Below are 25,054 nucleotides of genomic sequence, written 5' to 3'. Positions count from 1 at the left end.
ACCGGGCAGGGACCGGGCCGGAGGGGCCCCGCGGGTCAGTCGGCGGGCCGCGCCGACCGGGTGGCGCGGGTCAGCCACCAGGTGGCCGCGAGGCAGACGGCGGCGAGCACGAAGAGCACCGCCGGGACCATCCGCACCTCGAAGAGCTCGATGGCCCGGCCCAGCACCGGCCCGGCCGCCACCCCGCCCACCATCGAGGCGGCGATGACCAGCGCGCCGGCCCGCTGCGCCGCCGGCACGGCGCGCTTGAGCCAGGGCAGCCCGGTGGGGAAGATCGGCGCGATGAACAGGCCGACGCCGGCATAGGCGTAGGGGGCCGCACCGGGCAGCACCGCCGCCAGCAGGCACACCGACATGCCCGCGCAACTGACCGCGATGATGACCGGCTCCGACCAGCGCAGCGTCAGCGGCGCCACCAGGAAGCGGCCCAGCGTGAGCATCAGCCAGTAGACCGAGGTCGCCGAGGCGGCCACTGTGGTGCCGTAGCCCACCGCCTCCAGATGGGTCGGCTCCCAGCCGCCGACGCCCGCCTCCACCCCGACGTGCAGGACGTACAGCAGCACGAACACGCCGAGCAGCGAGGCGGTCCGGCTCGACACCCCGGCGGCGGGGGCGTCGGCGCCGGGTGCGTCGGCGGGGCGGCCGCCCTGGTCCGGGGTCCGGTCGCGGACGCCGCCGAGCGGGAGCAGCAGCAGGGCGGCCAGGACGGCGAAGACGACGAAGACGGCCGGGTAGCGGTCGGCGCCCAGCGCGCCGATCAGTGCCGGGCCGATGATCGCACCGATGCCGAAGTGGGCGTTGAGGATGTTCAGCATGGCGGGGCTGCGCCGCCCGAAACCGGTGGCGAAGAGCTGGTTCAGCCCGTAGTCGATGCCGCCGAAGCCGAAGCCGGTGACCAGCGCGCCGAGGAGGGCGAGCGGCCAGTTCGGCGCCAGCGCGAAGGCCGTGCCGCCGACGGCCATGAGGGCGTAGGAGACGCCCAGCAGAGCCCGGTTGCCGATCCGCCCGTAGGCCCGGTCGAAGGCGAGGACGCCGGTGACGCCGCCGATGAAGTGGGCGCTCAGGGCGAGTCCGGCACCGGAGGGGGACAGCCCGAACTCCTCCCGCAGGGCCGGGAGGGCCGGCCCGTACAGCGACTGCAGCGCGCCGATCAGGACGAACCCGACGCAGGAGGCGACGATCGCCGGTGTGCTGAACCAGCGGTCGGCGCTCCCGGTCTTGGCCGACCGGGCGGACAGGGTGTGCATAGGTCTCTCTCCGGGTGGGTGAGGCGGGTGAGGCGGGTGAGGCGGGTAAGGCGGGTAAGGCGGGTGAGGTGGGCGGGGAAGGGGAACGGACGGGGGCCCCGGCGGGCCGTCAGGGGTTCAGGAACCGGGAGGCGATCTCGTGGGCGAAGGCCATGATCGTGCCCTGCGGACTGATCCCGGTGACGCCGGGGAGCACGCTGGCATCGCTGACGTGGAGGTTGCGGAAGCCGTGCGGCCGCCCGTGCTCGTCGCACACGCCGCCGCGGTCCGGCCGGCCCATCCGGCAGGACGCCATCCCGTGGACGGAGACCAGCTCCCAGTCCGCGGGGCGGACGCCGGCGCAGAAGGACTCGACGTCGGCCGCCGTGCGCAGCGGGCCCGCCGCGGCGACCGGCGGGACGAGTTCGACGGCGCCGGCGGCCAGCAGCAGCCGTGCGGTGTCCCCGAACGCCGTGCGGAGCGCGGTGTGGTCCTCCGCGGTCATGCCGTGCCGCAGCAGGGTGCCGCCGAGCGGCAGCGCGGTGACCCGGGCCCTGCCGCGCAGCCGCACCTGGGTGGTGTAGACGGCCGACCGGTCGAGCTGGTCGAGGATCCCCTCGACCAGCTGCGGGGGGTGTCCGGCGAGCGCCGCGGCGAGGCTTCCGGGGGTCAGGTTGGACGGCATGACGAGGACGCCGCGATCGGTGAACTCGTGGACCTGGGCGGTGAAGATCGTCCCGTTGGTCGCCGCGACGGGGTCGGCGAAGCGGGCGACGGTCCGCAGGTTGACGTGCAGGCCGAGCTCGCGGCCGGAGCGGTCCGGGTGGATCCCGCTGCGCTGCAGCAGGGCCGGGGTGCCGATGGGGCCGGCCGCGACGAACACCGCCCGGGCCCGGTGGAACGCGCGCCGGCCCTGCTCGTCCACGGTCAGGACGCCCTGGACGTCCCGTCCGTCGTGCCGGATCCGCAGCGCCCGCGTCCCCGGGAGGATCCGCGCACCGAGGCCTTCGGCCTGCGGGAGGTAGGTCAGGGCCGTGCTCTGCTTGGCCCCGCTGGTGCAGCCCGTGGTGCAGCGGTTGCGCCGCAGGCAGCCGTGCAGCGCCCGCTCGGGGTACTGCCAGCGCCACCCGAGGCGGTCGGCTCCGGCGGCGAGGAGGACGGAGTCGCGGTCCCCTCCGTCAGGGGTCTGCGGTCCGACCCGGAGGCGTTCGACGATCCGGCGCAGGTGCGGGGCGAGGTCCGCGGCCCGGTAGCCGTCGACGCCGTGGACGGCGGCCCAGCGGCTCAGCAGGGCGGCGGAGGGCTGCCACAGGAGCCCGCCGTTGACGACGGTCGTCCCGCCGACGCAGCGGCCCTCGCCGTAGGCGATGGTGGGCCGCCCGAAGATCGGGGTCAGGCCGCCCTGGCGGTAGAGCCGGCGCATGTTCTCGGCGGGTGCCGCGGCGCCGAGCTCCTCGGTGGCGACGCGCGGGCCCTCCTCGATCACGTGCACCTGGTGTCCGGCCGTCGCGAGGTCCAGGGCGACGGCGCTGCCGCCGGCGCCGGAGCCGATGACCAGGACGTCGCAGTCGCGGGTCGGCGTGCCGCGGCGGGCGCGCGGCCAGGGCGCCGTCACCGGGCCGCCGCCTGGGGGGCCGGGCCGTCCAGCGCGCCGTACAGGGCGAGCGCGGTGCTCGCCCGCAGCACCTGGGCCACTCCGGGGAGCCGGCCGAGGCGGGCCATCGCCACCCGGTCGGCCGCGGCGGGGGCCCGGTGCACGCTGTGTCCGCCCGCGCAGCGGAACAGCGCGGGAATCGCGCGCAGCACCGCGCAGTAGCCGAGCCGGTACGGCAGCGGGAGGGTGGCGATGGTGCCCTGGACGTGGCGCTCGGCGGCGCCGGCCGCACCGGTGGCGCGCAGGCAGGCGTAGTGGCGCTGCCAGTAGGCCGGCAGGCCGCTGGCGCGCACGGCGCCGGATCGGGTGCGGTCGGTCGGGTGGATCGGTCGCAGCAGCCGGAGGAGTCTCAGCAGTCGCATCAGCTGCTCACCTTCTCCTTGACGAAGCCCGCCAGCAGCCGGCCGGCGCCCTGGTCGAGGACCTCGCCCAGGGCGGACAGGAAGACGTCGACGTCCTTGGGCTCGGCCACCAGGGGCGGCGAGGCGATCAGGGCGATCTCCCGGTTGGACCCGAAGAAGGTCAGCACGCCGTGGTCCCGGTAGAGGGCGGCGACCACCGCGGCGGTGAGCAGCTTGGGCACCGCCTGCGGGTCCTTCGCGAAGCCGCCGGGCAGGGCCGCCCGGATCCGGTCCGGGATCCTCGGCCCGCTGCGCAGGAAGAGTCCGTGCAGGGCGCCGCGGCCCCGGGTGCCGGTCACCAGGCGGGGGTGGCGCGCGGCCAGGTCGGCCAGTCCGGCGCCCAGTCTGGCCCCGAGCTCCCGGGCCCGGCCGGGGAAGTCCTCGTCCACGGCGACGGCCACGGCCTCCAGGGCGGTGGCGGTCTCCTCGCCGAAGCCGTAGTAGGTGGTGCTGTGCAGGGTGGCGTCGGCGAGGTTGTCGTACGCCCGCCGGAAGACCGCCTCGCGGGCGGTGTACGCGGAGATCGAGGCCTTGCCGCCGCCGAAGGACTTGGACATGGCGAGGACGTCGGGGACGAGGTCCGGGTGGCGCATGAAGTGGAACAGCTCCCCGGTCTTGCCCCAGCCGGTGTAGACCTCGTCGAAGATCAGCACGATGTCCAGCTCGGTGCAGATCCGGCGGAGCTCGTACAGGAACCGCGCCGAGCACTCGCGCAGGCTGGAGGCGCTGAAGGGCTCCAGGACCACCGCGTAGACGTCGCTGGTGCCGTCGGATCCGCGGTGGCGCTCCAGCGCGGCGGTGAGGGAGTCCAGGTCGTCGTAGGCGAAGGAGTCGGTGCCGGGGATCTCCGGAAAGGGGAAGTGGATCTCGGGGGAGGCGGTCAGGCTGCCGGCCCCGAGGAGCTTCCCGTGGAAGGCGATGTCGCTGTGGAGGATCGTCCCGCGGTGCCCGGCGTGGTACTTGTAGGCGAGCTTGACCGCGCCTTCCACCGCCTCCGCACCGGAGTTGGGGAAGTAGCTCACGTTCAGGTCGCCCGGGAGCAGGGCGGCGAGGTTGTGGCTGAGGGCCGCGACGTACGGGGAGAAGAAGTTCTTGTGCACCTCCATCCGCTGCTCGCGCTGGAAGCGTTCGCGGACGGCGAGGATCCGCGGGTGGTTGTGGCCGTGGTTCAGCACCCCGACGCCGCCGGTGAAGTCCAGGATCCTTCGGCCGTCGCGGAGTTGGATCCAGGCGCCCTCGGCGTGGTCCACCGTGTCCCGTCCGAAGCCGAAGGACCCGATCAGGTCCACCTGGCTGCGGCTGACGTGGGCGCGGTAGAGCTGGTGGATCCGGTCGATCTCCAGGTTGTGGCAGTCGTCGAAGGTGATCAGCTCACTCATGGTCCGCCCCGTTCTCGCCGTCCCGGGTGGGGGAAATCCCGCGGTTCAGCTGCTCGGCCATCAGCAGGGCCGCCTGGCGGCCGCCGCGCACCGCGTAGTTGGTGCCCCGGTCCTCGGGGAACACCTGGGCCATCCCGGCGAGGTAGACGCCGGGGATCCGGCTCTGCAGCGGCGGCATGGTGCGGGTGTAGCCGGGGGTGACGACCGGCTGGGCGTACTCGGCGCGCCAGACGTGGTAGCGGTCGACCCAGCCGCGGTCGAAGCCGGGGAACATCCGCCGCAGGTGCGGCAGGCTGAACTCGAAGACCTGCTCGTCCGTCATCCGGTACAGCTCGGCGTCCGCCGGCAGGTACTTGGAGAGGTAGACGATGTGGCGTCCGCCGTAGCGGGCCGGGTCGTCGAGGTTGGTGTGCTCGATGACGCCGACGTAGGGGAAGGACGGGTCGTTGACGTTCAGCCAGTAGGTGTCGGAGAGCTTGCGGTTGTTCTCCAGCACCAGGCAGACGTTGGCGAGGTAGCCGACCTGGCGGAGCTGCCGGGACAGCGCCGGGACGGCGGGGTGGGCGGCCTCGGGGTGGTCGAGGAGGCGCGCGGCCTGCTCGGGGGCGGTGGTCACCAGTACCTGGCGGGCCGGGTGCAGCCGCCCGCCGGCCGCCACCGCGGTGAGGCCGTACCCGTCGGCGTGGAGCGCCTCGGCGGTGGTGCCCGTGCGGACGTCCACCCCGAGCTCGGCCAGCCGGCGCCCGAGCGCCGTCAGCAGGGTCCTGCTGCCGCCGCGCAGGTAGTACAGCGTCTCGCTGCCGGACTTGGTGCGGCTGCCGCCGCGCAGGTGCAGCTTGGTCCACATCCAGGTCGCGCCGACCTGCCCGGCGTAGTCGCCGAACTTGCCCTCCAGCAGCGGCCGCCAGACGACGTCGTAGACGCGGCGGCCGCCGAGCGAGACGAGCCACTCCTCGGCCGTGCGGTGCTCCAGCTCCCGCCAGTTGCGCACCCGTCCGGCGCGCACGGCCAGCAGGCCGAGGCGGAGGCGGTCGGTGAACGCCAGCGGGGCGAAGCGCAGGACGTCGATCGGCTTGGAGAGCTTGAAGATCGTGTTGGCGTAGTACATGCCGGTCCGGGTGAGGTGCGGCTCCACCGCGTCGGCGATGCCCAACTCCTCGCACAGCCGCAGGATTTCGGTGTCGGAGGAGAACCAGTGGTGGTAGAAGCGCTCCAGCTCCCGGTCGCCCACGGTGAAGGAGGCGGCGAGGCCGCCGATCTCGTCCTCGGCCTCCAGGACGCGCACGCTCACCCCCTTCGCGGCGAGCTCCAGGGCGGCGGTCAGACCGGTGAAGCCGCCGCCCACCACCACCACGTCGACCGGTTTCTCCACGGCGGCCGCTTCGGGCACCTGGGTTGCCTCCGTTTCTTCCACAGACTGGTCTTGACGCTTCGTCAGGTACTCGGGTGCGGCGGTCACCGGGCCACCCCCGAGGCGATCGACGGCTGCAGCGCGGAGGCCGGGCGGGACCGCTGGATCCGCTCCCCGACGACGAAGGGCGGTCGGCCCTGTGCGTGGCGCAGGGTGGCGTTGACGTACTCCCCGAGCACCCCGATCGCGAGCGTCTGGACCCCGAGGGAGTAGGCCCAGCGGGCGGTCCGGAGGTCCCGCCGGGCCAGTGCGACCACCGTGGTGACGGCCGCCGGGAGCAGGCCGGCGGCGGCCGTCGCCCGGATCGGCAGAGCCGACCCGGAGATGATTCCGCGGCGGGAGAGTTCGAGCATCTTGCGGAGCGTGTACTTCGACGTGCCGGCGGCGCGCGGGTCGCGGCGGTACGGCACCGAGGTCTCCGGGAGGCCGGCCCAGCTGATCGTGCCGCGGAGGAAGAGCTCCTGGCCGCCGAGGCCGCCGAGCAGGTCGACCACCGACCGGTCCAGCAGCCGGAAGTCGCCCGTGTCCAGGGCCACCGGGTGGTCGGACACGCCGTTCAGCAGCCGGTAGTAGGCGAAGGCGCTGGCCCGCTTGAGGACGCCCTCCCCCTTGCGCTCGATCCGGCGAGCCGAGACCACCGACCAGCCGTCCCGCCAGCGGGCGACCAGGTCCGGGATGAGCTCGGGCGGATCCTGCAGGTCGGCGTCGATGATCACGACGGCGTCGCCGGTCGCGTCCCGGAGTCCGGCGAGGCAGGCGGCCTGGTGGCCGAAGTTGCGGCTCAGCCTGGCGGCCCGGACGTGCTCCGACCCGGCCGCGAACTCCCTGATGAGGGACCACGTGTCGTCGGTGCTGCCGTCGTCCACGTAGAGGACCTCGTACGTCACCCCGCGGCCGGGCCGCAGGGCGTGGACGAGCCGCGCGTGGGTCGCGGGCAGGACCGACTCCTCGTTGAAGCACGGCACGACGACGGTCACGAGCGATGACGCCGCGGTCCGTGGGGCCGGTTGGATGGTGGTGGGCATGCGACATCCCCCTGTGTGAACCTGTTGGAATGTGTTCGTAGCCGGGTGGCGCCACTCGGGTTGGAGGGCGGCCAGTGTGCGCGCGAACCAGCGCTGGGGCGACAACAGTTGAGGTCATGCCGGGGTGTGGAGCGGGTCTGGACTCCGTGCCGGCAGGGTTGGGGAAGTGGAGGCGATCACTCGACCACCGCAAGATTAAACAGAAAACGACGGGACCGTACAGGGCGTTTTTTTCGATCACCCGGAGCTGTCCGACGGGGGATCGACGGGAACCGGCCACCGCCGGTCGAGGCGCCCAACCGCAGGGCACGGTCGCGTGACCGCCGGCCCGCACCCCGTCCGATCCGACGTCAGGTCCGCTGGCGGTCAACGGCTCAGACCCGTCGTCGGCCGGTCGGAGAGGGCCGCCGCCGCACCCTGAACTCTTTGCAAGCAGGCTGAAAGCGGTCCTGGCCCGGAATCGTTACCGGCCGAACCAGGTCGTGTACTGGCCGAAAACCTCACCCGGATAACGGCGGTGGCGTGCTGGTAGGTGTCGGGGGGGGCTTGCGTACTCGACTGCCGCCATGGGGCAGGAGCGGGTGCCCGGCAGGGCCCACTGGGACCTGCCGGGACGGGGAGCGGCCCGGCCTCTACGATGGGCCGATGAAGTCGATCAAGCAGGTCCAAATCACCTTCGACTGCGCGGTACCGCTGCGCGTCGCCCGCTTCTGGTCCGAGGTGCTGGGGTACGTCACGCCGCCGCCTCCGGAGGGGTTTGCCACCTGGGACGACTTCGACCGCGAGCCGCCGCCCGGGTACGAGGGGCCGGCGTTCGCGGCGTGCGCCGATCCCTCGGGTGTCGGCCCGCGGCTGTTCTTCCAACGCGTTCCCGAAGGCAAGGTCGTCAAGAACCGGGTGCACCTGGACGTGCGGGTCGGCACCGGACTCGTCGGTGAGGAGCGCCTGGCCGCAATCGAGGCCGAGTGCGCACGACTGCTCCCGCTCGGCGCGGTCCGCGGGAAGCTGCTGGTCGCCGACGGCGTCAACGAGTCGTGCCTCCTGATGCAGGACGTCGAGGGCAACGAGTTCTGTCTCGACTGAGCGGGCGCTGACGCGGTACCTCCGCCGGTCGGCCGCCCACGGCACGACGCGTTCCCGGCGGCGGTCGTTTCGCCGGCCGGGACGCTCAGGCCTGCCCGCCCGCGTACGCCAGCGGCGGGAGGACGGCCTGGGCGTCCCGGCCGGCGAACCAGAGGCCGATGACCAGGGCGGTCGCCGCCTCCAGCAGTCCCGCGCGGACCAGGCCGCCGGCCGGCACCGGCTCGGCGCCGAGATCGGTGGCCAGCCGGCCGACCAGGGCGAGCGCCTCCGGGTCGTCGCCGCAGAGGGGGACGGCGAGCGGGCGGCCGTCGAAGACCGGCGGGGTGCGCCGCCAGACGCTCTCATGGCAGACGTTGAAGGCCTTCACCACGTGCGTGCCGGGTGCGGCGGCGGCGATCCGCTCGGCCATCGACGGCCCGCCGGCCGTGGTGAGGGTGAGGGTGCCGGACGCGATCGGGTTGGTGCAGTCGATCAGCACCCGCCCGGCCGGCGGGGCCGCCGCCACGACCACCCGCTCCACCTGGTCGGCCGGGACGGCGAGCAGCACCGCGTCGCCGAACCCGGCGGCCGCGGCCGGGTGTTCCACGGCCCGCGCACCCGCGCCCAGCTGCCGGGCCACGGCGGCGGCGCGGGAGGCGTCCCGGGCGCCGAACGCCACCTCGTGCCCGGCCCGGGCCCACTGCCCGCCGAGCGCCTGCGCCATGTTGCCCACTCCGATGATGCCGATCCGCACGGGAGACCTCCTACGCCGAGTCCGAGCCGACCCCGGTCGGGGCCACCTCGGGATGACTCTAGGAACGGCGATGGTTACCGATTGGTGCGTGGTGGACGGGCGAGGATGAGGGGGGACGGACCATGGCGACGGACGGTGTGGCGCAGGACGTGACGGGCGGCGGGGCGGACGGGGCCTTCCTGGCGGACTGCCGGGCCCGGATCGCCTTCGATCTGCTGGGCAACACCTGGAGCTCGGTGGTGCTCTGGGCGCTGCGCGAGGCGCCCGCGCGCCCCGGCGCCCTGCGGGTGCGGATCGGCGGCATCAGCGCCAAGGTCCTCACCGAGACGCTGCGCCGCCTGGAGTTCAACGGCCTGGTGGAGCGCCGTAGCTATCCGCAGACCCCGCCCCGGGTCGAGTACGCCCTCACGCCGCTCGGCCGCACCCTGCTGCCCACTCTGGAGGCCCTGGGGGAGTGGGGCTTCCGACACGGCGACGCGGTCCTGGAGGCCCAGGACCGGGCCCAGGGCCAGACGCAGGACCGGGGTTGACACCCCGCCACCCGGCACCGGTGATGGACCGTGTTCGTCCGTTGACTCTGCGTCATGGAATGATCGGCGGGCGGGCGGCGCCGGGCCGACCGCTGAGGACACGGTGCCCTGCCCGGGATCGACGCCTACGGCGATGACCGGGCGGAGCCCGCGAGCAAGGAGTGCAGGTGAACCGGGACCACGGCCTCGAAGCGGCCCGCCGCGCCGACCCCGCCGACGTCGCGCGCAGGATCGCCGACCGGCGCTCCCAGCTCGGCCTGACCGAGGAGGTGCTGGCGAACCAGGCGGCGATGTCCCCGAGCTACCTCCGGCACCTGCTGGAGGCCGGTCCGGCCTTCGACCCGGGCGGGTTCGTGCGGATCGCCGCCGCGCTACGGCTCGGCTACCAGGAGCTGCTCGAAGGACGCCCCGACGCCCCGCCCGGGCAGCCGGACGCCGCGCCGCGCCCGCAGCTGTTCCACCTCACCGAGGCCGAGTGCTGGGACCGGATCGGCACCCACGGCGTCGGCCGGATCGCCCTGCCCGTCGACCCGGGTCCGGCCGTCTTCCCGGTCAACTACACCGTGGACGACGGGACGATCGTCCTGCGCACAGCCGCGCAGGGCGCCGCCACGCCGGACGACGGATCGCCGGTGTCGTTCCAGGTCGACCGGATCGACGACCACCTGAGCCAGGGGTGGAGCGTCCTCGTCCTCGGCCGGGCGCGGCACGTCGGGGATCCGGACACCGTCGAGCACCTGCGGCAGCTGCCGGGTACGACGCCCTGGGCCGGCGGCAGCCACCCGCTCTGGGTGCGCATCCAGCCGGACGAGATCACCGGCCGCCGCATCGCAAGCTCCGGCACGCCGGCCGCGGCGGCCGATTCCTAGAAGGCCCTCGGCCTGGGGGTGCCGCTCAGGACACCAGCGGCTGCTCCTCCAGTTCCGTCAGCTGCACGGTGCACAGCGTGAGGCGTTCAGCAGCAGGACGCCCTGGGTGAGCATCGCCTGGAACCACTCGGGCGGCTGGACGGTGCCCTGCTTCTCCAGGAGCGCGCGGATGTCGGAGATCGGGGTCTTCTGGGGGATGCCGTACTTCCACATCGCCGCGGCCTTGATGATGCGGCGTATGCTCACGACCCGGCCTCACCGGCTGTCCTTCCAGTGGTGGAAGGTGTTGTCGAACATGGCGATGCCGGTGGCGCTCTCCGGCCGGGGTAGGGGTTCTGGCCGAAGACCACGACCTTCCACCTGTGCGGTGCGTGGGGCTTCAGGCCTGGAAGGTCAGTTCACGGACGGGGACGACCTCCGGGGCGCGGGTGTGCGCCAACCTGATGTGGACGGGCTTCACCCTGTTCAACGACCACCGGTTCGAGGACGACGGCGACCTGCGCGGCACGATCACCGCGCAGCTCGCCGACCTTGAGAGCGCACCCGCCGAGAAGCGGATACGCATCGCGCCGCCCGTGCGCCCCGCCGCCCGCTCCCGGCGCTGACCCGGCCTTCTCCCCGCGTCGTCGGGAGAGCCGGGGGGTCGGCGGCGGCCGGTCTGCTGCGGGGGTGTCACGGGGGTGTTGCCCCGGATTGCGGTTCCGATGTGCCACTTGATCGCCACCCGGCCGCGTGTGAGTGTGGGCCGGACGCCCGGTGATCGGCATCCGGGCGGTGACAGTCGATCCGCGTCACCCGGTGGCGAGTCGGTCGCGGAGAAAGGAGGACCCGGTGCCGTCGCCCTCGCAGCCCCTTCGCAAGCTGGGCTTCCTGACCATCGGACAGTTCGACCCGGCCGACCCCGCCCGGGGGCACGAGTCGACGCTGCGGCTCATCGAGCTGGGCGAGCAGCTGGGGTTCGACAGCGCCTGGGTGCGCCACCGGCACCTGCAGTACGGGATCTCCTCGCCCGTCGCCGTGCTGGCGGCGGCCTCGCAGCGCACCCGCCGCATCCAACTGGGCACCGCGGTCATCCCGTTGGGTTGGGAGAACCCACTGCGGCTGGCCGAGGACCTGGCGACCACCGACCTCCTCTCCGGTGGCCGGCTCAACCCCGGCATCAGCGTCGGACGGCCGGGGCACTACGACCGGATCGCCTCCGCGCTGTACCCCGACACCGCCGAAGCCGAGGAGTTCGGCTACCAGCGGGTGCGCCGGCTGCTGGACTTCGTCAGGGGCGAGCCGGCCACCGACTTCAGCGGCGTCGAGGGCATCGAGGTCTACTCGGACCGCGTCCAGCCCGTCGCACCCGGTCTGGCGGACCGCATCTGGTACGGCGGCGGGAGCCTGCGCTCGGCCCGGTGGGCGGGTGAGCAGGGCCTGAGCCTGCTCACCAGCAACGTGGTGCGGGCGGAGGAGTCGGAGGACTTCGCCGAGATCCAGCGCTCGCAGATCACCGCCTTCCGCGACCACCACCCCCGGGGCGGGCGGGCCCGGGTCTCCCAGGGGCTGGTGGTCATCCCCACCGACAGCGCCTCGGCGGACCAGCGGGCGAGGTACCGGGAGTACGCCCGGAGCCGGCTCCCGCGCACCGCCGCCCCGCAGGGCCCGGCGCGGATGATGTTCGCGCCGGACCTGGTCGGGACGTCCGCCGAGATCGCCGAACGGCTCTACGCCCACGCCGCGTTCCGGGAGGTCGACGAGGTGGTCTTCGCGCTGCCGTTCACCTTCGGCGAGGAGGACTACGTGCAGATCCTCACCGACATCGCCACCCGCCTCGCCCCCGTGCTCGGCTGGCGCCCGGCCGTCTGACCCACCGCTGCCGGTCCGGCGGCCGGACAGGGCCCAGGGCCTACGCCTCGTCGACCTCCAGGCCGTAGGCGACGACGGCCTGGTGCAGCCCGCCCGGGTACCCGGCGAGGGCGGGGGTGAGTCCCAGTCCCCGGCGGCGTCGCGGTCGAACCTGCCCAGACGCATCGCGGTGTTGGTCGCGGCACCGTCGGCCATGTTTCACAATCGACAACTTCGGGATTCCCGGCGTGTCCGGACGGCCGCGCAGCCGACCCGGCCAGGGCGTCTCAGTCGAGGACCTTGGCGATGAACGCGGCGACGTTCGCCCTGGTGCGCTGGATCTTCTCCTCCAGGGTGAGTGACTCGTGCAGCCGCCCCCCGGCGCCCGCGTCCTTCCTGCCCCGCACGTAGAGCGAGCAGGCCAGGTCGCTGCACATGTAGGCGCCCACGGTGTTGCCCTGCCGCCCGGCCGGTCCGGCCTTGGGCGCGACCATGAGGGAGACCCCGCCGGTGTGGCTGGTCACGCACAGCGAGCAGATGCTGCGCCGGGCCTGCCAGGCGGCGGCGCCCGGGCTGCGCAGCACGAGGCCCTGCGGGCGGCCGTCGAGCTCGACGACGAGGTAGGCCCGCTCCGGGGCCTGCGGGTCCCGCCAGCCGAGGAAGTCCAGCTCGTCCCAGGGCTGTTCGGCCAGGTCGCGGGGGATGTTCAGGCGCTTCGCCTCGCCCTTGGTGCAGTTCAGGAAGGCGGTGCGGATGTCGTGTTCGGTCAGCTGCTCCATGACACCGCAGACTAATTTGCCTAAGACCTTTAGGCAAACGCATAATGGGTGATGCCGAGCAGGAGGAGAACCATGGTTCGCGTAGGACTCACCGCGGAACGGCTGACCCGCGCCGGGGCGGAGCTGGCCGACGAGGTCGGGTTCCAGCAGGTGACCGTCTCCGAGCTGGCCCGCCGCTTCGACGTCAAGGTCGCAAGCCTCTACTCGCACGTCAGGAACTCCCAGGACCTCAAGACCCGGATCGCCCTGCTCGCGCTGGAGGAGCTCGCCGACCGCGCCGCCGAGGCGCTGGCCGGACGCGCCGGCAAGGACGCGCTGGCCGCCTTCGCCGACACCTACCGCGACTACGCCCGACAGCACCCCGGCCGCTACGCCGCCGCGCAGTTCAGGCTCGACCCCGAGACGGCGGCCGCGAGCGCCGGCGTCCGGCAGGCACAGATGACACGGGCGATCCTGCGCGGCTACGACCTCGCCGAACCGGACCAGACGCACGCCGTCCGGATGCTGGGCGGCATGGTCCACGGCTACATCGGCCTGGAGCTGGCCGGAGGCTTCGCCCACACCGCCGTCGACCCGCAGCAGTCCTGGGACTGGATCGTGGACTCCCTGGACACCCTGCTGCGCACCCGCGCCACGCACTGAACCGTCGCCCCGGTGCCGGGGGAGGGCGGTCGTCCCGCATGTCTTCGTGCACGATTGACATTTCACGTGGTACCACTGGCCGGGGATGTGTGAGTCGGACACTTCAGGATGGAGAGATCCATGAGTGACCTAGAGGCCGCCCTCGACGGCCGGTATGACAACCTGTTTGCCCGCGCGGCCGGTTACCTGCCGGAGAGCCGGCAGGCCGTCGACGAGTGGCAGGCGGACTTCCTGCTTCAACTGGCCGACGGTGAGCAGGAGTTCAGCCCAGGGGTGCGGGACCTGGAGCGGCTGATCAAGCGCGACGGGATCATCCGGATGTATGTGTGCCAGATGATCGAGGAGGTGCTGCCACCGCACCGGTACATCACGAGCGTCTCCGAGCTGCTCGCGGCCCTCAACCGGATCAGGACGACCGCGCCGCGCTACAGCCCGAACCGTGAGAAGCGGGTGTTCTTCCCGATGTCGGCGCTCTTCGTCTACATGATGATGACGCCGGCCGGTGAAGCCCTGTTCCGCATCGAGAAGTTCAACCGGGCGATCCAGAAGATCCTCAAGGAGTGGTGCGTGCACCTGGACGGCGCCGAGAGCCGCAGCGTCCTGACCGAGCAGGAGGACGGCTGGTTGTCGGCGCCCGCCGTCAAGGAGTTCGGCCTCGGGGACTACGTCACCGAGGCGGACCGGAAGAAGCCGTACTGGGGGTTCAGCTCCTTCAACGGGTTCTTCCACCGGCAGATCCTCCCGGGGAAGCGGCCTGTCGACGCCGACCCCGCCGCCATCGTGTCGGCCAACGACGGTGCCGTGTACCGGATCGCGCGGAACGTCCAGGAGACCGACGAGTTCTGGCTCAAGGGACAGCCCTACTCGCTGGCCGACATGCTGAACGGCAGCACGTACACCGCCAGGTTCCTCAACGGCGACGTCTTCCAGTCGTTCCTCGCGGGTTCGGACTACCACCGCTGGCGCTCGCCGATCGACGGCGTCGTCAGGAGTGCCGAGGTCGTCAACGGCCTGATGTTCAGCAACGCGGAGTCCGCGGGCGAGGACCCGACCGCCGGGACGTACTCGCAGGGCTACCAGGCGTCCGTCAACACCCGCGGACTGGTGTTCATCGAGAGCCCGGACACCAGGATCGGCATGGTCTGCGTCATTCCCATCGGCATCACCGAGATCTCGTCGGTGACCATCGCGGTCCAGCCCGGCAAGGCGGTCAAGAAGGGCGACGAGCTGGGCTGGTTCAGCTACGGCGGTTCCAGCATGTGTCTGGTCTTCGAGCCCGGCAAGGTCCGCTTCGCCGACGCCCTGAAGCCGGACACGAAGATCCGGGTCGGCGCGAGGATCGCGACCGTCGCCCCGTGACCACCGGCACCTGAGCTCCCGGGAACCGCCGACGTCGCGGTGCGGGCCTTCGTGCCCCCCGCGTACGTCGAGCGGCGCCACAACCGGCTTCCTGTGGCGGGCGGGCGGCGGCGGGCGGTCGTAGGGTCGAAGCCTGTTCCCGAGGAGGGCTTCCGATGCGCAGCGTGACCTACTCGATGGGCGTTTCCCTGGACGGCTACATCGTCGGGCCGAACGGCGACTTCGACTGGACGGCGCCCGACGAGGACGTCTTCCGCTTCTGGATCGACGAGATCCGGGAGGTCGGCGTCCACCTGTTGGGGCGGCGGCTGTACGAGACGATGCTGTACTGGGAGACCGCCGACCAGGACCCGTCGCTCGACGACTCGATGCGGGAGTGGGCCGCGCTCTGGAACCCGCTCCCGAAGGTGGTGTTCTCCACCACGCTGTCGACGGTGCAGGGCACTGCCCGGCTGGCCTCCGGCGGCCTGGCGGAGGAGATCGGGCGGTTGCGGGCCGAGCCGGGGGAGGGCGACATCGCGATCGGCGGCGCGACGCTCGCCGCCGAGGCGGCCGCGTCGGATCTGATCGACGAGTACCGTGCCATGGTCTACCCGGTGCTGGTCGGCGGCGGCGTTCCGTTCTTTCCCCGGCGCGAGCGCCGGGTGGATCTCGAACTCGTCGAGACCCGCGTCTTCGGCTCGGGAGTCGTCTACCTCCGCCACCGCGTGGCGCGGCACGAGGAGGGATAGGACTCCGGCAGGCCACCCGTCGGAGTCCTGCCGGAGTCCGCGGACGTCAGCCGGCTGCCTGGTACTCGCCGTTCTCGGCGCGGAAGATCTGCCTGGCCTTGCAGAGCAGCTGGAGGTCGCGGCGTACGGTGCGCGGGTCCGGGCGGGGCAGGTAGGTCTCGCGGGCCCGCTTCCAGTCCCAGGTGCCGCCCTCCCTCATCATGATGTTCAGGAGCCGCTGCCGGCGTTCGATCGCCGAGGCGGGTGGGGTTTGGTCGTCGTTCATGGGCTCATTCTCCCGCATCGCGGTGGGCCGACTCGACGCGAGGGCGGCGGGCACCGCTCGGCCGGACAGGCCCTAAGCCGTGCAGGACGGGCAGAGGCCCCGGTAGGTGACCGCGACGCCGGCGACGGTGAAGCCGAAGCGCTCCGAGGCGGGGAGGTCGGCGAGCGGGTCGCCGGTGGGGTGGACGTCGCGGATGGCGCCGCAGCCGGTGCACACCAGGTGGTGGTGGGGGTGGTGGGCGTTGGGGTCGAAGCGCCTGGCCCGCCCGTCGGTGGAGACCTCGGTGACCTCGCCGAGGGCGACCAGCTCGCCCAGCGTGTTGTAGACGGTCGCGCGCGAGATCTCGGGCAGCCGCTCCGCCGCCCGGGCGTGCACCTCGTCGGCGGTGAGGTGGACGTGCTCGCCGTCGAGGACCTCCGCGACGACCCGCCGCTGGGAGGTCATCCGCCAGTTGCGCCCGCGCAGCCGCTCCAGCAGGTCACTCATATCGGCTCACCTCACCGGGGTCATCGGGAAGACGGGGTCATCGGGAAAACGGATCGTATCAACGCACATCCGCTTCCGACCGGCGGCGGGCTTGGCGTGGTTCTTGACTTGGATTTTGTCCATCGTAGGATCGGCTCCGGCGTTAGCCTAGGGACAGGACGACTCCAGTACGGCAGGAGAGGAACAGCGTGACTGGACCACCGCCGTGCGGCCCCCGGTGCCGGGTAGGCCGGCACCGGGGTGTGCGACCGGCGGGGCTGCCGCACCGGACGCGTCCGAGGAGCACGGCTTCCCTGCCGACGAGGCCCACCAGGCCGACGCGGCCGACGATGCCGTGACCCGCCGGGGCCCCGGCCCCGGCTCTTTCACCGCCCGCAGTTCCTGAACACAGTGATCCGCCCGGCCCGGAGGGATTCCCATGTCTGAGAACCATGATGCGATCGTCACCGATGCGAAGCCGGAGGGCGGCGGTGGCTGCCCCGTCGCGCACGACCGTGCGTCGCACCCGACGCAGGGCGGCGGAAACCGCCAGTGGTGGCCGGACCGGCTCAACCTGAAGATCCTTGCCAAGAACCCCGCCGTGGCCAACCCGCTCGGCGAGGACTTCGACTACGCCGAGGGGTTCCGGAGCCTCGACCTCGCGGCCGTGAAGCGGGACCTCGCGGAGGTGCTCACCACCTCCCAGGACTGGTGGCCGGCCGACTACGGCCACTACGGCCCGTTCATGATCCGGATGGCCTGGCACAGCGCCGGCACCTACCGGATCAGCGACGGCCGCGGCGGCGCCGGGGCAGGCCAGCAGCGCTTCGCCCCGCTGGACAGCTGGCCGGACAACGCCAACCTCGACAAGGCCCGCCGCCTGCTGTGGCCGGTGAAGAAGAAGTACGGCCGCAACCTCTCCTGGGCCGACCTGATGATCCTGGCCGGCAACGTCGCCCTGGAGACGATGGGCTTCGAGACCTTCGGTTTCGGCGGCGGCCGCGCCGACGTCTGGGAGCCGGAGGAGGACGTCTACTGGGGTCCGGAGACCACCTGGCTCGACGACCAGCGCTACACCGGCGACCGCGAGCTGGAGAGCCCGCTCGGCGCCGTCCAGATGGGCCTCATCTACGTCAACCCGGAGGGCCCCAACGGCAACCCGGACCCGATCGCGGCGGCCCGCGACATCCGTGAGACGTTCCGCCGGATGGCGATGAACGACGAGGAGACGGTCGCCCTGATCGCGGGCGGCCACACCTTCGGCAAGACCCACGGCGCCGGCCCGGCGGACAGCGTCGGCCTGGACCCGGAGGCCGCCCCGATCGAGCAGCAGGGCCTGGGCTGGAAGAGCACCTTCGGCACCGGCAAGGGCGGCGACGCCATCACCAGCGGCCTCGAGGGCGCCTGGACGGCCACCCCGGTGGCCTGGGACAACACCTTCTTCGAGACCCTCTTCGGCTTCGAGTGGGAGCTGGCCAAGAGCCCCGCAGGCGCCCACCAGTGGAAGCCGAAGGAGGGCGCCGGCGCGGGCACCGTCCCGGACGCGCACGACCCGGCGAAGACCCACGCCCCGACGATGCTGACCACCGACCTCTCGCTGCGCTTCGACCCGGTCTACGAGCGGATCTCGCGGCGCTTCCTGGAGAACCCCGCGGAGTTCGCGGACGCCTTCGCCCGGGCGTGGTTCAAGCTGACCCACCGCGACATGGGCCCGGTCGTGCGCTACCTCGGCCCGGAGGTCCCGACCGAGACCCTGCTGTGGCAGGACCCGCTGCCGGCCGTCACCCACGAGCTCGTCGACGCCGCCGACATCGCCGCGCTCAAGGAGCAGATCCTCGCCTCGGGCCTGACCGTGGCCCAGCTGGCCTCCACCGCCTGGGCCTCGGCCTCGTCCTTCCGCGGCAGCGACATGCGCGGCGGCGCCAACGGCGCGCGGGTGCGCCTTGAGCCGCAGAGCGGCTGGGAGGTCAACGAGCCGGAGCAGCTGGCGACGGTGCTGAGCACCCTGGAGAGCGTCCGGAAGGCGTTCAACGGGGCGCAGTCCGGGGGCCGGCAGGTCTCGCTCGCGGACCTGATCGTGCTCGCCGGCGGCGTGGGCGTCGAGCGGGCCGCCAAGGAGGCGGGCTTCGCGGTCGAGGTCCCGTTCACGCCGGGCCGGGTGGACGCGGCGCAGGACCAGACCGACGTGGAGTCGTTCTCCGCGCTGGAGCCGGCCGCCGACGGGTTCCGCAACTACCTCGGCAAGGGCAACCGCCTGCCGGCCGAGTACCTGCTGGTCGACCGGGCCAACCTGCTGAACCTGAGCGCCCCGGAGCTGACCGTCCTCGTCGGTGGCCTGCGGGTGCTCGGCGCCAACCACCAGGGGTCGTCGCTCGGCGTCCTCACCACGGCGCCCGGCACGCTGACCAACGACTTCTTCGTCAACCTGCTCGACCTGGGCACGGTCTGGAAGGCGACCTCCGCGGACGCGAACACCTTCGAGGGCCGTGACGCGGCCACCGGCGAGGTCAAGTGGACCGGCAGCCGCGCCGACCTGGTGTTCGGCTCCAACTCCGAGCTGCGCGCCGTCGCCGAGGTCTACGCGAGCGACGACGCCAAGGAGAAGTTCGTCCGGGACTTCGTCGCCGCGTGGGTCAAGGTGATGGAGCTCGACCGCTTCGACCTGGTCTGACCGCAGCGCCGAGAGCCACGGCGCCGAGAGCCACGGCGCCGAGAGCCACGGCGCCGAGAAGCACGGCGCCGAGAAGCACGGCGCCGAGAAGCACGGCGCCGAGAAGCACGGCGCCGAGAAGCACGGCGCCGAGAAGCACGGCGCCAGAGGCATGACGCGGTGACGCCGCCGCCCACCGTGTGACGGCCCGCCCGCCATCGCCCCCGGGGACTCCCCGGAGCGGTGGCGGGCGGGCCGTTCGCATGTCCGGGAGCCGCCTGCGGGCCGTCCCGGGCGGGCACGGCCGTGCCCGGTGAGGGGCCCGCAGAGCCGATGAGGAGCCGATGGGGAGAGCCCCCGGACAGCATGGTGGAGCGACTCGATCGGACGGGTCGAACCCCACAAGGAGGTCACATGACCAGGACCCTCACGTCGTTCGGCGACCGGATGCTGGGCGCCCTGCTGAAGCAGAAGAAGGCCGGCGCCTGCGTGCCGCCGGACTACTGCGGTGTCGTCGCCTGTAACTCGCAGGGCGGCTTCTGCTCGGGCGGCTGGTGGTGGCAGCCGATGTGCAACGGCTACTACAACTGCACCGGCACCTGCAAGGGCACCGGCGGCCTCCAGTACAACAAGAAGGTCGCGTACGGCTGCTGACGACCGCAAGGGCGGGGGCCCCGGCTCGGCGGCCCCCGCCCTCCGCCGCCCTTCGAACGGCCCAGAGAGGAACCGACATGCTCACCGCCCTCATCGTCTCCACCGTCGCGCTCGGCCTTGCCATCGCGGCCAACCTCGTCCTCACCTTCGCCGTGATCCGCAGGCTGCGGACGCTGGAGGAGGGTGGTACGGGCGCCCCCGACGCCCTGCCGGCGGTCGGCACCGCCGTCGCCGGGTTCAGCGCCGTCACGACCTACGGCGAGGAGCTGACCGTGGCCGACGTGGCCGAGGGGGACGCCTTCGCCGGCTTCGTCATGGTCGGCTGCACGCCCTGCGGCACGCTGATCGAGTCCCTGGCCGGCGGCGCCGCCACCGGGGCCGCCGACCCGCTGTTCTTCGTCGTCGGCGACCCGGAGAACCCGGAGACCCGCAGGATGACCGCCGCCCTGGACGCCGTCGGCCGGGTGGCCGTCGTCGCCGAGAAGTCCTCGGCCACCGCGGCCTTCGGCCAGGTCGGCGCCTTCCCGACGCTGCTCCGGCTCAAGGACGGCGTGATCACCGCGGCCGGCCACGACCTGGCCGACGTCGTGCCCGCGACGGCGCACCGCACGGGGGCCGACCGCCCGGCTCAGGTCCGGGAAACGGTGTGACCACGACGGTCGCCGGGCGGGTGCGGACCGCGGCCGCAGCACTGCGGCTGGGCTGGCGGGCCTCGCCCCGGGGGATCCTGCTCCAGCTGCTGCTCGCCCTGCTCACCGGCGCCCTCCCCGCCGTGCTGGCCTACACCACCAAGCTGCTCGTCGACGCCCTCGCCGGCGCGGGCGGCCCCGGCGCGGCCGACGGCACCCGGGTGGCGTGGCTCGCGGCCGGGGGAGCCGTCCTCGCCGGGGCGACCGCCGTGCTCAACCACGTCACGGCGCTGATCGGCGCCATGGTCGGCCGGGCCGTGAACCTGGAGGTGCAGGACCGGCTCTACGAACGGGTCAACGCCTACCGAGGGCTGCGCCCGTTCGAGGACCCGGCGACCCAGGACCGAATCCGGCTCGCCGAGACCGCGGCCCAGGGCGCACCGCACGACGTCCTCGACTTCCTGCTCGACTCGGTCCGCAGCACGGCGACGATCGCCGGGTTCCTCGGCACGGTGCTGGTGTTCTGGCCGCCGATGGGCGCGCTCCTCGTGCTCTGCGTCGCCGTCTCCGTCGCCGGCCACCTGCGCACCTCCCGGGGCATGGCCGACACCGCCGCCGCGATCGTCCCCGCCACCCGGCGCTACTACTTCTACCGGACGCTGCTCATCGACCCCCGGGCCGCCAAGGAGATCAGGCTCTTCGGCACCGGGCCGCTCTTCCGCCGCCGTGCGGTCGAGGGGCTCCGCGAGACGACCGGCGCCGGCCTGGCGGCCCTGCGCCGCGGCGTCCTCGTCCAGTCGGGGCTCGCCCTGCTCACCGCGGCGGTCGCCGGCACCGCGGCCGTCGTCGTGGCACGGCAGGTGCTCGGCGGCCGGATCACCCTCGGCGACATGACGCTGTTCACCGCCGCGGTGGCCGCCGTCCAGGGCGCGCTGTCGGCCATCGTGATGCAACTCGGGCGCGCAGAGGAGGCGTTGCGGCTCTTCGGGCACTACCTCGCGCTGCTCGGCTCGCCCGCGGACCTGGCGGACGGCACGGTCGTACCGCCGCCGCTGCGGGACGGCATCACCTTCGAGGACGTGTGGTTCCGCTACACCCCGGACGCCCCCTGGGCGCTGCGCGGTGTCGAGCTGCACCTTCCGCACGGCAGCGCCGTCGGCCTGGTCGGCGTGAACGGCGCGGGCAAGAGCACGCTGGTCAAGCTGCTCTGCCGGTTCTACGACCCCGACCGCGGGCGGATCCTGTGGGACGGCGTCGACATCCGCACGATGCCGGTCGACGAACTGCGGCGCAGGATCGGCGCCACGTTCCAGGACTTCATGACCTACGACCTGACCGCCGCCGAGAACATCGGCCTGGGCGCCGTCGAGCACCGGGAGGACCTCGACCGGATCCGGGCCGCCGCCGCCCGCGCCGGCATCGACCGGAGCCTGGAGCGGCTGCCGCGCGGCTACCGGACCATGCTCAGCCGGACGTTCACCGACGAGGACGAGCAGGACGGCGTGCTGCTCTCCGGCGGCCAGTGGCAGCGCGTCGCCCTCGCCCGGTCGCTCATGCGCGAGGACGGCGAGCTGCTCATCCTGGACGAGCCCAGCTCCGGACTCGACGCGCTCGCCGAGCGGGAGGTCCACCAGGCCCTGCGCCGCCACCGGGCCGGGCGTACCAGTCTGCTGATCTCGCACCGGCTCGCCGCCCTGCGGGAGGCCGACCTGATCGTGGTGCTCTTCGAAGGGCGGGTCGTGGAACGCGGACGCCATGACGAGCTGGTGGCCCTCGACGGCCGGTACGCGGAGATGTTCGCCGCGCAGGCCGAGGGCTACCGGACGGCGGCCGGGCACGGCGAGCCGCCGCACGGTGCGGTGCCGCACGCCGGGGTGTCGCGCGCCGGGGTGCCGCACGTCGGGGCGGAACGGCCCGGAGCAGTGCGGTGAACGCCCTTCCGCTGACCGCGGCGGCCGCCGGGGCGCTGGCCGGCCTCGCGGCGACGGCGCTGCTGCTCCGCCGCTCCTTCGAGCTGGTCGTCGTGGAGGGCGGCAGCATGGAGCCCACCCTGCGGGACGGCGACCGGGTGCTGGTGCGCCGCACCACGGTGTTCCGCCGCGGCGACGTGGTGGTCATCCCCGTGCCGGAGGGGCCGCGCGACCCGGGGGACACGCCCTGGCTGGTGAAGCGGGTCAGCGGCGTGGCGGGCGACCCGGCCGCGGACGGCTGCCCCGCGGTGCCGTCCGGACACCTCGCCGTCCTCGGGGACAGCCCGCGCAGCCTGGACTCGCGGACCTTCGGCACCGTCCCGAGCCGTACCGCCCTGGGCGTCGCCGTCCGCCGGATGTCCCGCGACGGGCGACCCGCGCAGTCCCTGATCCGCGCGGGGCACCGGACGACCCACGGTTCGAGGAGGACCGCATGACCATGCTGCAACTGGCCGCCCGCGCCCTGCTGGTGGTGGTGTTCGGCACCGCCCTGGTCGGCAAGGCGCGCAGCCGCGCGGCCCTGGCCGCGTTCGCCGCCGACCTGGCCGGCTTCCGCTGGCTGCCGGCCGGCCTGCGGCGGTCGACCGCCGTCGGTGTGATCGCCGCCGAACTGGTGACCGTGGCACTGCTCGCGACCGTGCGACAGGCCGGCGCGGCGGCCGCACTCGTGCTGCTGGCCGGGTTCACCGCCGCGACCCTGCGGGCCGGGCGGGCGGCGGACTGCCGGTGCTTCGGCCGGGCGAAGCCCGCCGCGCGGGGCGGTGCCGGGGGCTTCGTCCTGCGCAACGCCCTGCTCGCCGCCGGCGCGCTCGCCGCGGGCCTGGCTCCCGGGGGCGCCGTGGCCCCCGCGCTGGCGGCCGTCGCCCTTGTGGCGGGCGCGGCGGCGGGCGCCCTGGTCGTCCGGTGGGACGACATCGCCTACCTGTTCCAGGGGCCCGCCGCGCCCCGACGCTCCTGAGGGTCCCGGCGGGTGTGCCCGCCGGGGCCGTCAGGCCGGCGGACCGGTCAGGGACCCGTGCGCCGATGGTGCGGAAGGGCGCGCGCCGGGTGGCAGCAGAGCCGGCGGAGCCGGGGGAGACAGGTACGGGCGTGCCGGCGCGGGCTCTGCAGATCCGGGTCACCGCGCAGGACGGCGCTCTCCAGCTCCACCAGGGCGGGCCCCGGATCCAGCCCGAACTCGTCCGCGAGCAGCGCCCGCAGCCGACGGGCCACGGCCAGCGCGTCGGTCTGCCGCCCGCTGCGGTACAGGGCGAGGACCAGCCGCTCCACGAGGCGCTCGCGGTCGGGGTAGCGGTCCACCAGGGCCGTCAGTTCGGGGACCAGCTCCTGATGGCGTCCCGCGCCGAGTTCGATGTCCGCCAGCAGCTCGTAGGCGGCGAAACGTTCCTCCTCCAGGTGTGCCCGGACCGGCTCCGCGAACGGCGCGTCGATCCCGGTGAGCGCGCCGCCGCGCCACAGGCCGAGCCCGTTCCGCAGGTGCCGGACGGCCTGCGCGTGCTCGCCCAGCCCGGTGAGCCGCCGTGCCTCCGCGACCTCCCGGCAGAAGTCCACGGTGTCGAGGTCGTGCCGGCCGACCGACAGGCGGTATCCGCCCGCCAGCGAGGTGATCGCCCCCGTTCCGGCCGGAGCGACGGCCCCCGGAAGCAGCTTGCGCAGGGCCGAGACGGCGGTGTGCACCTGGCCGCGGGCGCTGCGCGGCGGGCGCTCGCCCCAGAGCGCGTCCACCAGCTGCTCGATGCAGACCTGGTGGTTCGCGTTCAGCAGAAGGAACGTCAACACCGCCCGCCGGCGCGGCCGTTCGATGGGCACCACGGTGTCCCGGTCGAACACTTCCAACGGTCCAAGAACTGTGTAGCGCATGTTCCCCCCGAGCTACGGACCTTGTGGGCAGCTCAAGCGAACTCCCCTTGGTCGAAGGGGAGTCCGCGGCTCGCGATTTCGCGTGATCATAAGCCGTCGTTTCGGCTATGGGAACCGTGCCGGCGAAACCCGGGTGCACGGGTGGGACGGGTGCGATCGAGGCCGGGCTCCGACGGGCCGGGCCGCGCCGCAGCCCGCGGCGGGGGTGACCTGCGGCTCCCGTTCGGCGGGGCCGGTCTGTGAGCCCTGGTGCCCAGGATGCCCCTGGGACCGCCGGCCCGGCGCGGAACCGGGGCATTCGGCGAGGCGTCTTCCCGTCCGACGAAGAACGGTCGGGACGCGGGGGCCGGCTGACCGGGGTCCCGGATCCGTCGCTCCCCGCCAGTGGGGGGATGCCAATGATCGAGTACTTCCGTGGGCGCGGCCGGGCCGCCAGGATCGGCTGGGCGGCGGCCGTCCTGGCCGTCCTGCCCGTGATCGCCGACGTGCACCTCTCGAACACGGTTCGGCAGAACGGCGAGATCACCGCCTACAGCTACTTCAGCGTCTCCGCGGTGGTCGCCGCGCTGGCCGGGATCGTCTACGCGGTCAGGCGGTTCTCGGCGGCCAGGTTCGACGGGGCGCTGACCGGGGCCGTCAAGGTGGCGCTGGCCGCCGTGGTGCTGGTCAGCCTGTTCCAGGGAGTCCGCGGTTCGGGCGTCGTGCCCGCGCAGACCGGGTGCCGCGCCGCCTACAGTCTCGACCTCTGCGGCCCGGCGGACGCCACCACCGGCTGACCGCCGGGCGCTGCGCGGGCGGCTCAATCGGTCCTGACATGCCGCGACGCCGCTGCTCCCTGCCCGGGTGTTCGGGTGGGTGCAGCGGCGTTGTCGTGTGGCGTGGGGTGGTGCGGGGTGTTACTTGGTGAGG

At 73.3% G+C, this 25,054-nt stretch carries 27 protein-coding genes; 15 read left to right on the top strand and 12 right to left on the bottom strand.

The window, feature by feature from the left end; all coding sequences use genetic code 11:
- Nucleotides 1-35: 35 nt before the first annotated feature.
- The 6 genes from ACGFZP_RS32885 to ACGFZP_RS32860 form a co-directional block, all read right to left on the bottom strand.
- Nucleotides 36-1,247, bottom strand: coding sequence for an MFS transporter (locus ACGFZP_RS32885; protein ID WP_392939940.1), 1,212 nt, complete (start codon nt 1,245-1,247; stop codon nt 36-38).
- A 109-nt stretch (nt 1,248-1,356) separates the two neighbouring features.
- Nucleotides 1,357-2,841, bottom strand: a complete 1,485-nt coding sequence (locus ACGFZP_RS32880; RefSeq protein ID WP_392939938.1) for an FAD-dependent oxidoreductase — start codon at nt 2,839-2,841, stop codon at nt 1,357-1,359.
- Complete coding sequence (locus ACGFZP_RS32875) at nt 2,838-3,242, bottom strand: hypothetical protein (protein WP_392939936.1); 405 nt, start codon at nt 3,240-3,242, stop codon at nt 2,838-2,840. The genes ACGFZP_RS32880 and ACGFZP_RS32875 overlap by 4 nt, the downstream gene beginning before the upstream one ends.
- Entirely contained in the window at nt 3,242-4,660 is a 1,419-nt protein-coding gene (locus tag ACGFZP_RS32870) for an aspartate aminotransferase family protein (RefSeq protein WP_392939935.1), read from the bottom strand. The genes ACGFZP_RS32875 and ACGFZP_RS32870 overlap by 1 nt, the downstream gene beginning before the upstream one ends.
- Entirely contained in the window at nt 4,653-6,050 is a 1,398-nt protein-coding gene (locus ACGFZP_RS32865) for an NAD(P)/FAD-dependent oxidoreductase (RefSeq protein WP_392939933.1), read from the bottom strand. The genes ACGFZP_RS32870 and ACGFZP_RS32865 overlap by 8 nt, the downstream gene beginning before the upstream one ends.
- 65 nt (nt 6,051-6,115) lie before the next feature.
- Nucleotides 6,116-7,096 carry a glycosyltransferase family 2 protein gene (locus tag ACGFZP_RS32860; RefSeq protein ID WP_392939932.1) on the bottom strand — a complete coding sequence of 327 codons (981 nt, stop codon included), beginning with the start codon at nt 7,094-7,096 and terminating at the stop codon, nt 6,116-6,118.
- A gap of 645 nt (nt 7,097-7,741) precedes the next feature.
- Between ACGFZP_RS32860 and ACGFZP_RS32855 the strand changes: the two genes are divergently transcribed.
- Entirely contained in the window at nt 7,742-8,179 is a 438-nt protein-coding gene (locus tag ACGFZP_RS32855) for a VOC family protein (RefSeq protein ID WP_392939930.1), read from the top strand.
- A gap of 85 nt (nt 8,180-8,264) precedes the next feature.
- Here ACGFZP_RS32855 and ACGFZP_RS32850 read toward each other — a convergent pair whose 3' ends face one another.
- Entirely contained in the window at nt 8,265-8,912 is a 648-nt protein-coding gene (locus ACGFZP_RS32850) for an NADPH-dependent F420 reductase (protein ID WP_392939928.1), read from the bottom strand.
- Between the two features lie 122 nt (nt 8,913-9,034).
- On the opposite strand from ACGFZP_RS32850, the gene ACGFZP_RS32845 reads away from it, so the two are divergent.
- Together ACGFZP_RS32845 and ACGFZP_RS32840 are read left to right on the top strand one after the other, a co-directional pair.
- On the top strand, nt 9,035-9,442 hold the full coding sequence (locus ACGFZP_RS32845; protein WP_392939927.1) for a winged helix-turn-helix transcriptional regulator: 408 nt from the start codon (nt 9,035-9,037) through the stop codon (nt 9,440-9,442).
- A gap of 167 nt (nt 9,443-9,609) precedes the next feature.
- Entirely contained in the window at nt 9,610-10,311 is a 702-nt protein-coding gene (locus tag ACGFZP_RS32840; protein WP_392939926.1) for a helix-turn-helix domain-containing protein, read from the top strand.
- 57 nt (nt 10,312-10,368) lie between these two features.
- On the opposite strand, the gene ACGFZP_RS32835 is transcribed toward ACGFZP_RS32840, so the two are convergent.
- Nucleotides 10,369-10,557, bottom strand: a complete 189-nt coding sequence (locus ACGFZP_RS32835) for a hypothetical protein (protein WP_392939924.1) — start codon at nt 10,555-10,557, stop codon at nt 10,369-10,371.
- A 182-nt stretch (nt 10,558-10,739) separates the two neighbouring features.
- Here ACGFZP_RS32835 and ACGFZP_RS32830 point away from each other — a divergent pair, with 182 nt between their 5' ends.
- Together ACGFZP_RS32830 and ACGFZP_RS32825 are read left to right on the top strand one after the other, a co-directional pair.
- Nucleotides 10,740-10,916 (top strand): hypothetical protein, encoded by a 177-nt coding sequence (locus ACGFZP_RS32830; RefSeq protein WP_392939922.1) that lies wholly within the window; start codon nt 10,740-10,742, stop codon nt 10,914-10,916.
- Between the two features lie 226 nt (nt 10,917-11,142).
- Entirely contained in the window at nt 11,143-12,162 is a 1,020-nt protein-coding gene (locus tag ACGFZP_RS32825; RefSeq protein ID WP_392939920.1) for an LLM class flavin-dependent oxidoreductase, read from the top strand.
- 266 nt (nt 12,163-12,428) lie between these two features.
- On the opposite strand, the gene ACGFZP_RS32820 is transcribed toward ACGFZP_RS32825, so the two are convergent.
- On the bottom strand, nt 12,429-12,920 hold the full coding sequence (locus ACGFZP_RS32820; RefSeq protein ID WP_392939919.1) for an FBP domain-containing protein: 492 nt from the start codon (nt 12,918-12,920) through the stop codon (nt 12,429-12,431).
- A 72-nt stretch (nt 12,921-12,992) separates the two neighbouring features.
- On the opposite strand from ACGFZP_RS32820, the gene ACGFZP_RS32815 reads away from it, so the two are divergent.
- The 3 genes from ACGFZP_RS32815 (at nt 12,993) to ACGFZP_RS32805 (ending at nt 15,652) form a co-directional block, all read left to right on the top strand.
- Nucleotides 12,993-13,562, top strand: a complete 570-nt coding sequence (locus tag ACGFZP_RS32815) for a TetR/AcrR family transcriptional regulator (RefSeq protein ID WP_392939917.1) — start codon at nt 12,993-12,995, stop codon at nt 13,560-13,562.
- Nucleotides 13,563-13,682: 120 nt separating this feature from the next.
- Nucleotides 13,683-14,921: a phosphatidylserine decarboxylase family protein gene (locus ACGFZP_RS32810; RefSeq protein WP_392939915.1), complete on the top strand. Its 1,239-nt coding sequence runs from the start codon at nt 13,683-13,685 to the stop codon at nt 14,919-14,921.
- Between the two features lie 155 nt (nt 14,922-15,076).
- On the top strand, nt 15,077-15,652 hold the full coding sequence (locus ACGFZP_RS32805; protein WP_392939914.1) for a dihydrofolate reductase family protein: 576 nt from the start codon (nt 15,077-15,079) through the stop codon (nt 15,650-15,652).
- Between the two features lie 46 nt (nt 15,653-15,698).
- Here the strand turns inward: ACGFZP_RS32805 and ACGFZP_RS32800 are convergent, their stop codons facing one another.
- Nucleotides 15,699-15,917, bottom strand: coding sequence for a hypothetical protein (locus ACGFZP_RS32800; RefSeq protein ID WP_392939912.1), 219 nt, complete (start codon nt 15,915-15,917; stop codon nt 15,699-15,701).
- Nucleotides 15,918-15,989: 72 nt separating this feature from the next.
- Nucleotides 15,990-16,403, bottom strand: a complete 414-nt coding sequence (locus ACGFZP_RS32795) for a Fur family transcriptional regulator (protein ID WP_392939910.1) — start codon at nt 16,401-16,403, stop codon at nt 15,990-15,992.
- Nucleotides 16,404-16,821: 418 nt separating this feature from the next.
- On the opposite strand from ACGFZP_RS32795, the gene katG reads away from it, so the two are divergent.
- From katG to ACGFZP_RS32765, 6 genes are all read left to right on the top strand, one after another.
- Nucleotides 16,822-19,053, top strand: coding sequence for a catalase/peroxidase HPI (gene katG / locus ACGFZP_RS32790; protein ID WP_392939908.1), 2,232 nt, complete (start codon nt 16,822-16,824; stop codon nt 19,051-19,053).
- Nucleotides 19,054-19,446: 393 nt separating this feature from the next.
- Nucleotides 19,447-19,686 carry a hypothetical protein gene (locus tag ACGFZP_RS32785; RefSeq protein WP_392939906.1) on the top strand — a complete coding sequence of 80 codons (240 nt, stop codon included), beginning with the start codon at nt 19,447-19,449 and terminating at the stop codon, nt 19,684-19,686.
- 77 nt (nt 19,687-19,763) lie between these two features.
- Nucleotides 19,764-20,336 carry a hypothetical protein gene (locus ACGFZP_RS32780; protein WP_392939904.1) on the top strand — a complete coding sequence of 191 codons (573 nt, stop codon included), beginning with the start codon at nt 19,764-19,766 and terminating at the stop codon, nt 20,334-20,336.
- A complete protein-coding gene (locus ACGFZP_RS32775; RefSeq protein ID WP_392939902.1) occupies nt 20,333-22,246 on the top strand; it encodes an ABC transporter ATP-binding protein in 1,914 nt (637 codons plus the stop codon). Before ACGFZP_RS32780 ends, ACGFZP_RS32775 begins: the two co-directional genes overlap by 4 nt.
- Nucleotides 22,243-22,722, top strand: coding sequence for a S26 family signal peptidase (locus ACGFZP_RS32770; protein ID WP_392939900.1), 480 nt, complete (start codon nt 22,243-22,245; stop codon nt 22,720-22,722). Before ACGFZP_RS32775 ends, ACGFZP_RS32770 begins: the two co-directional genes overlap by 4 nt.
- Nucleotides 22,719-23,243, top strand: coding sequence for a MauE/DoxX family redox-associated membrane protein (locus ACGFZP_RS32765; RefSeq protein WP_392939898.1), 525 nt, complete (start codon nt 22,719-22,721; stop codon nt 23,241-23,243). The genes ACGFZP_RS32770 and ACGFZP_RS32765 overlap by 4 nt, the downstream gene beginning before the upstream one ends.
- 47 nt (nt 23,244-23,290) lie before the next feature.
- On the opposite strand, the gene ACGFZP_RS32760 is transcribed toward ACGFZP_RS32765, so the two are convergent.
- The gene (locus tag ACGFZP_RS32760) at nt 23,291-24,115 is read right to left on the bottom strand and encodes a BTAD domain-containing putative transcriptional regulator (protein WP_392940167.1); all 825 of its coding nucleotides are present in this window, start codon (nt 24,113-24,115) and stop codon (nt 23,291-23,293) included.
- Between the two features lie 422 nt (nt 24,116-24,537).
- Between ACGFZP_RS32760 and ACGFZP_RS32755 the strand changes: the two genes are divergently transcribed.
- Entirely contained in the window at nt 24,538-24,921 is a 384-nt protein-coding gene (locus tag ACGFZP_RS32755; protein WP_392939896.1) for a hypothetical protein, read from the top strand.
- Nucleotides 24,922-25,054: the final 133 nt, after the last annotated feature.

The organism is Kitasatospora sp. NPDC048239 (genome assembly GCF_043202015.1).
In the GTDB taxonomy this organism is placed as follows: domain Bacteria; phylum Actinomycetota; class Actinomycetes; order Streptomycetales; family Streptomycetaceae; genus Kitasatospora.
This window is presented reverse-complemented; position numbering and strand designations above follow the sequence as displayed.

Bases quoted from the DNA above. Each gene is read 5' to 3' on its own strand.
- ACGFZP_RS32755 (WP_392939896.1), top strand. From the start codon at position 24,538: ATGCCAATGATCGAGTACTTCCGTGGGCGCGGCCGGGCCGCCAGGATC.
- ACGFZP_RS32765 (WP_392939898.1), top strand. From the start codon at position 22,719: ATGACCATGCTGCAACTGGCCGCCCGCGCCCTGCTGGTGGTGGTGTTC.
- ACGFZP_RS32885 (WP_392939940.1), bottom strand. From the start codon at position 1,247: ATGCACACCCTGTCCGCCCGGTCGGCCAAGACCGGGAGCGCCGACCGC.
- ACGFZP_RS32810 (WP_392939915.1), top strand. From the start codon at position 13,683: ATGAGTGACCTAGAGGCCGCCCTCGACGGCCGGTATGACAACCTGTTT.
- ACGFZP_RS32860 (WP_392939932.1), bottom strand. From the start codon at position 7,096: ATGCCCACCACCATCCAACCGGCCCCACGGACCGCGGCGTCATCGCTC.
- ACGFZP_RS32780 (WP_392939904.1), top strand. From the start codon at position 19,764: ATGCTCACCGCCCTCATCGTCTCCACCGTCGCGCTCGGCCTTGCCATC.
- ACGFZP_RS32855 (WP_392939930.1), top strand. From the start codon at position 7,742: ATGAAGTCGATCAAGCAGGTCCAAATCACCTTCGACTGCGCGGTACCG.
- ACGFZP_RS32815 (WP_392939917.1), top strand. From the start codon at position 12,993: ATGGTTCGCGTAGGACTCACCGCGGAACGGCTGACCCGCGCCGGGGCG.
- ACGFZP_RS32845 (WP_392939927.1), top strand. From the start codon at position 9,035: ATGGCGACGGACGGTGTGGCGCAGGACGTGACGGGCGGCGGGGCGGAC.
- ACGFZP_RS32795 (WP_392939910.1), bottom strand. From the start codon at position 16,403: ATGAGTGACCTGCTGGAGCGGCTGCGCGGGCGCAACTGGCGGATGACC.
- katG (WP_392939908.1), top strand. From the start codon at position 16,822: ATGTCTGAGAACCATGATGCGATCGTCACCGATGCGAAGCCGGAGGGC.
- ACGFZP_RS32785 (WP_392939906.1), top strand. From the start codon at position 19,447: ATGACCAGGACCCTCACGTCGTTCGGCGACCGGATGCTGGGCGCCCTG.
- ACGFZP_RS32800 (WP_392939912.1), bottom strand. From the start codon at position 15,917: ATGAACGACGACCAAACCCCACCCGCCTCGGCGATCGAACGCCGGCAG.
- ACGFZP_RS32820 (WP_392939919.1), bottom strand. From the start codon at position 12,920: ATGGAGCAGCTGACCGAACACGACATCCGCACCGCCTTCCTGAACTGC.
- ACGFZP_RS32870 (WP_392939935.1), bottom strand. From the start codon at position 4,660: ATGAGTGAGCTGATCACCTTCGACGACTGCCACAACCTGGAGATCGAC.
- ACGFZP_RS32875 (WP_392939936.1), bottom strand. From the start codon at position 3,242: ATGCGACTGCTGAGACTCCTCCGGCTGCTGCGACCGATCCACCCGACC.
- ACGFZP_RS32805 (WP_392939914.1), top strand. From the start codon at position 15,077: ATGCGCAGCGTGACCTACTCGATGGGCGTTTCCCTGGACGGCTACATC.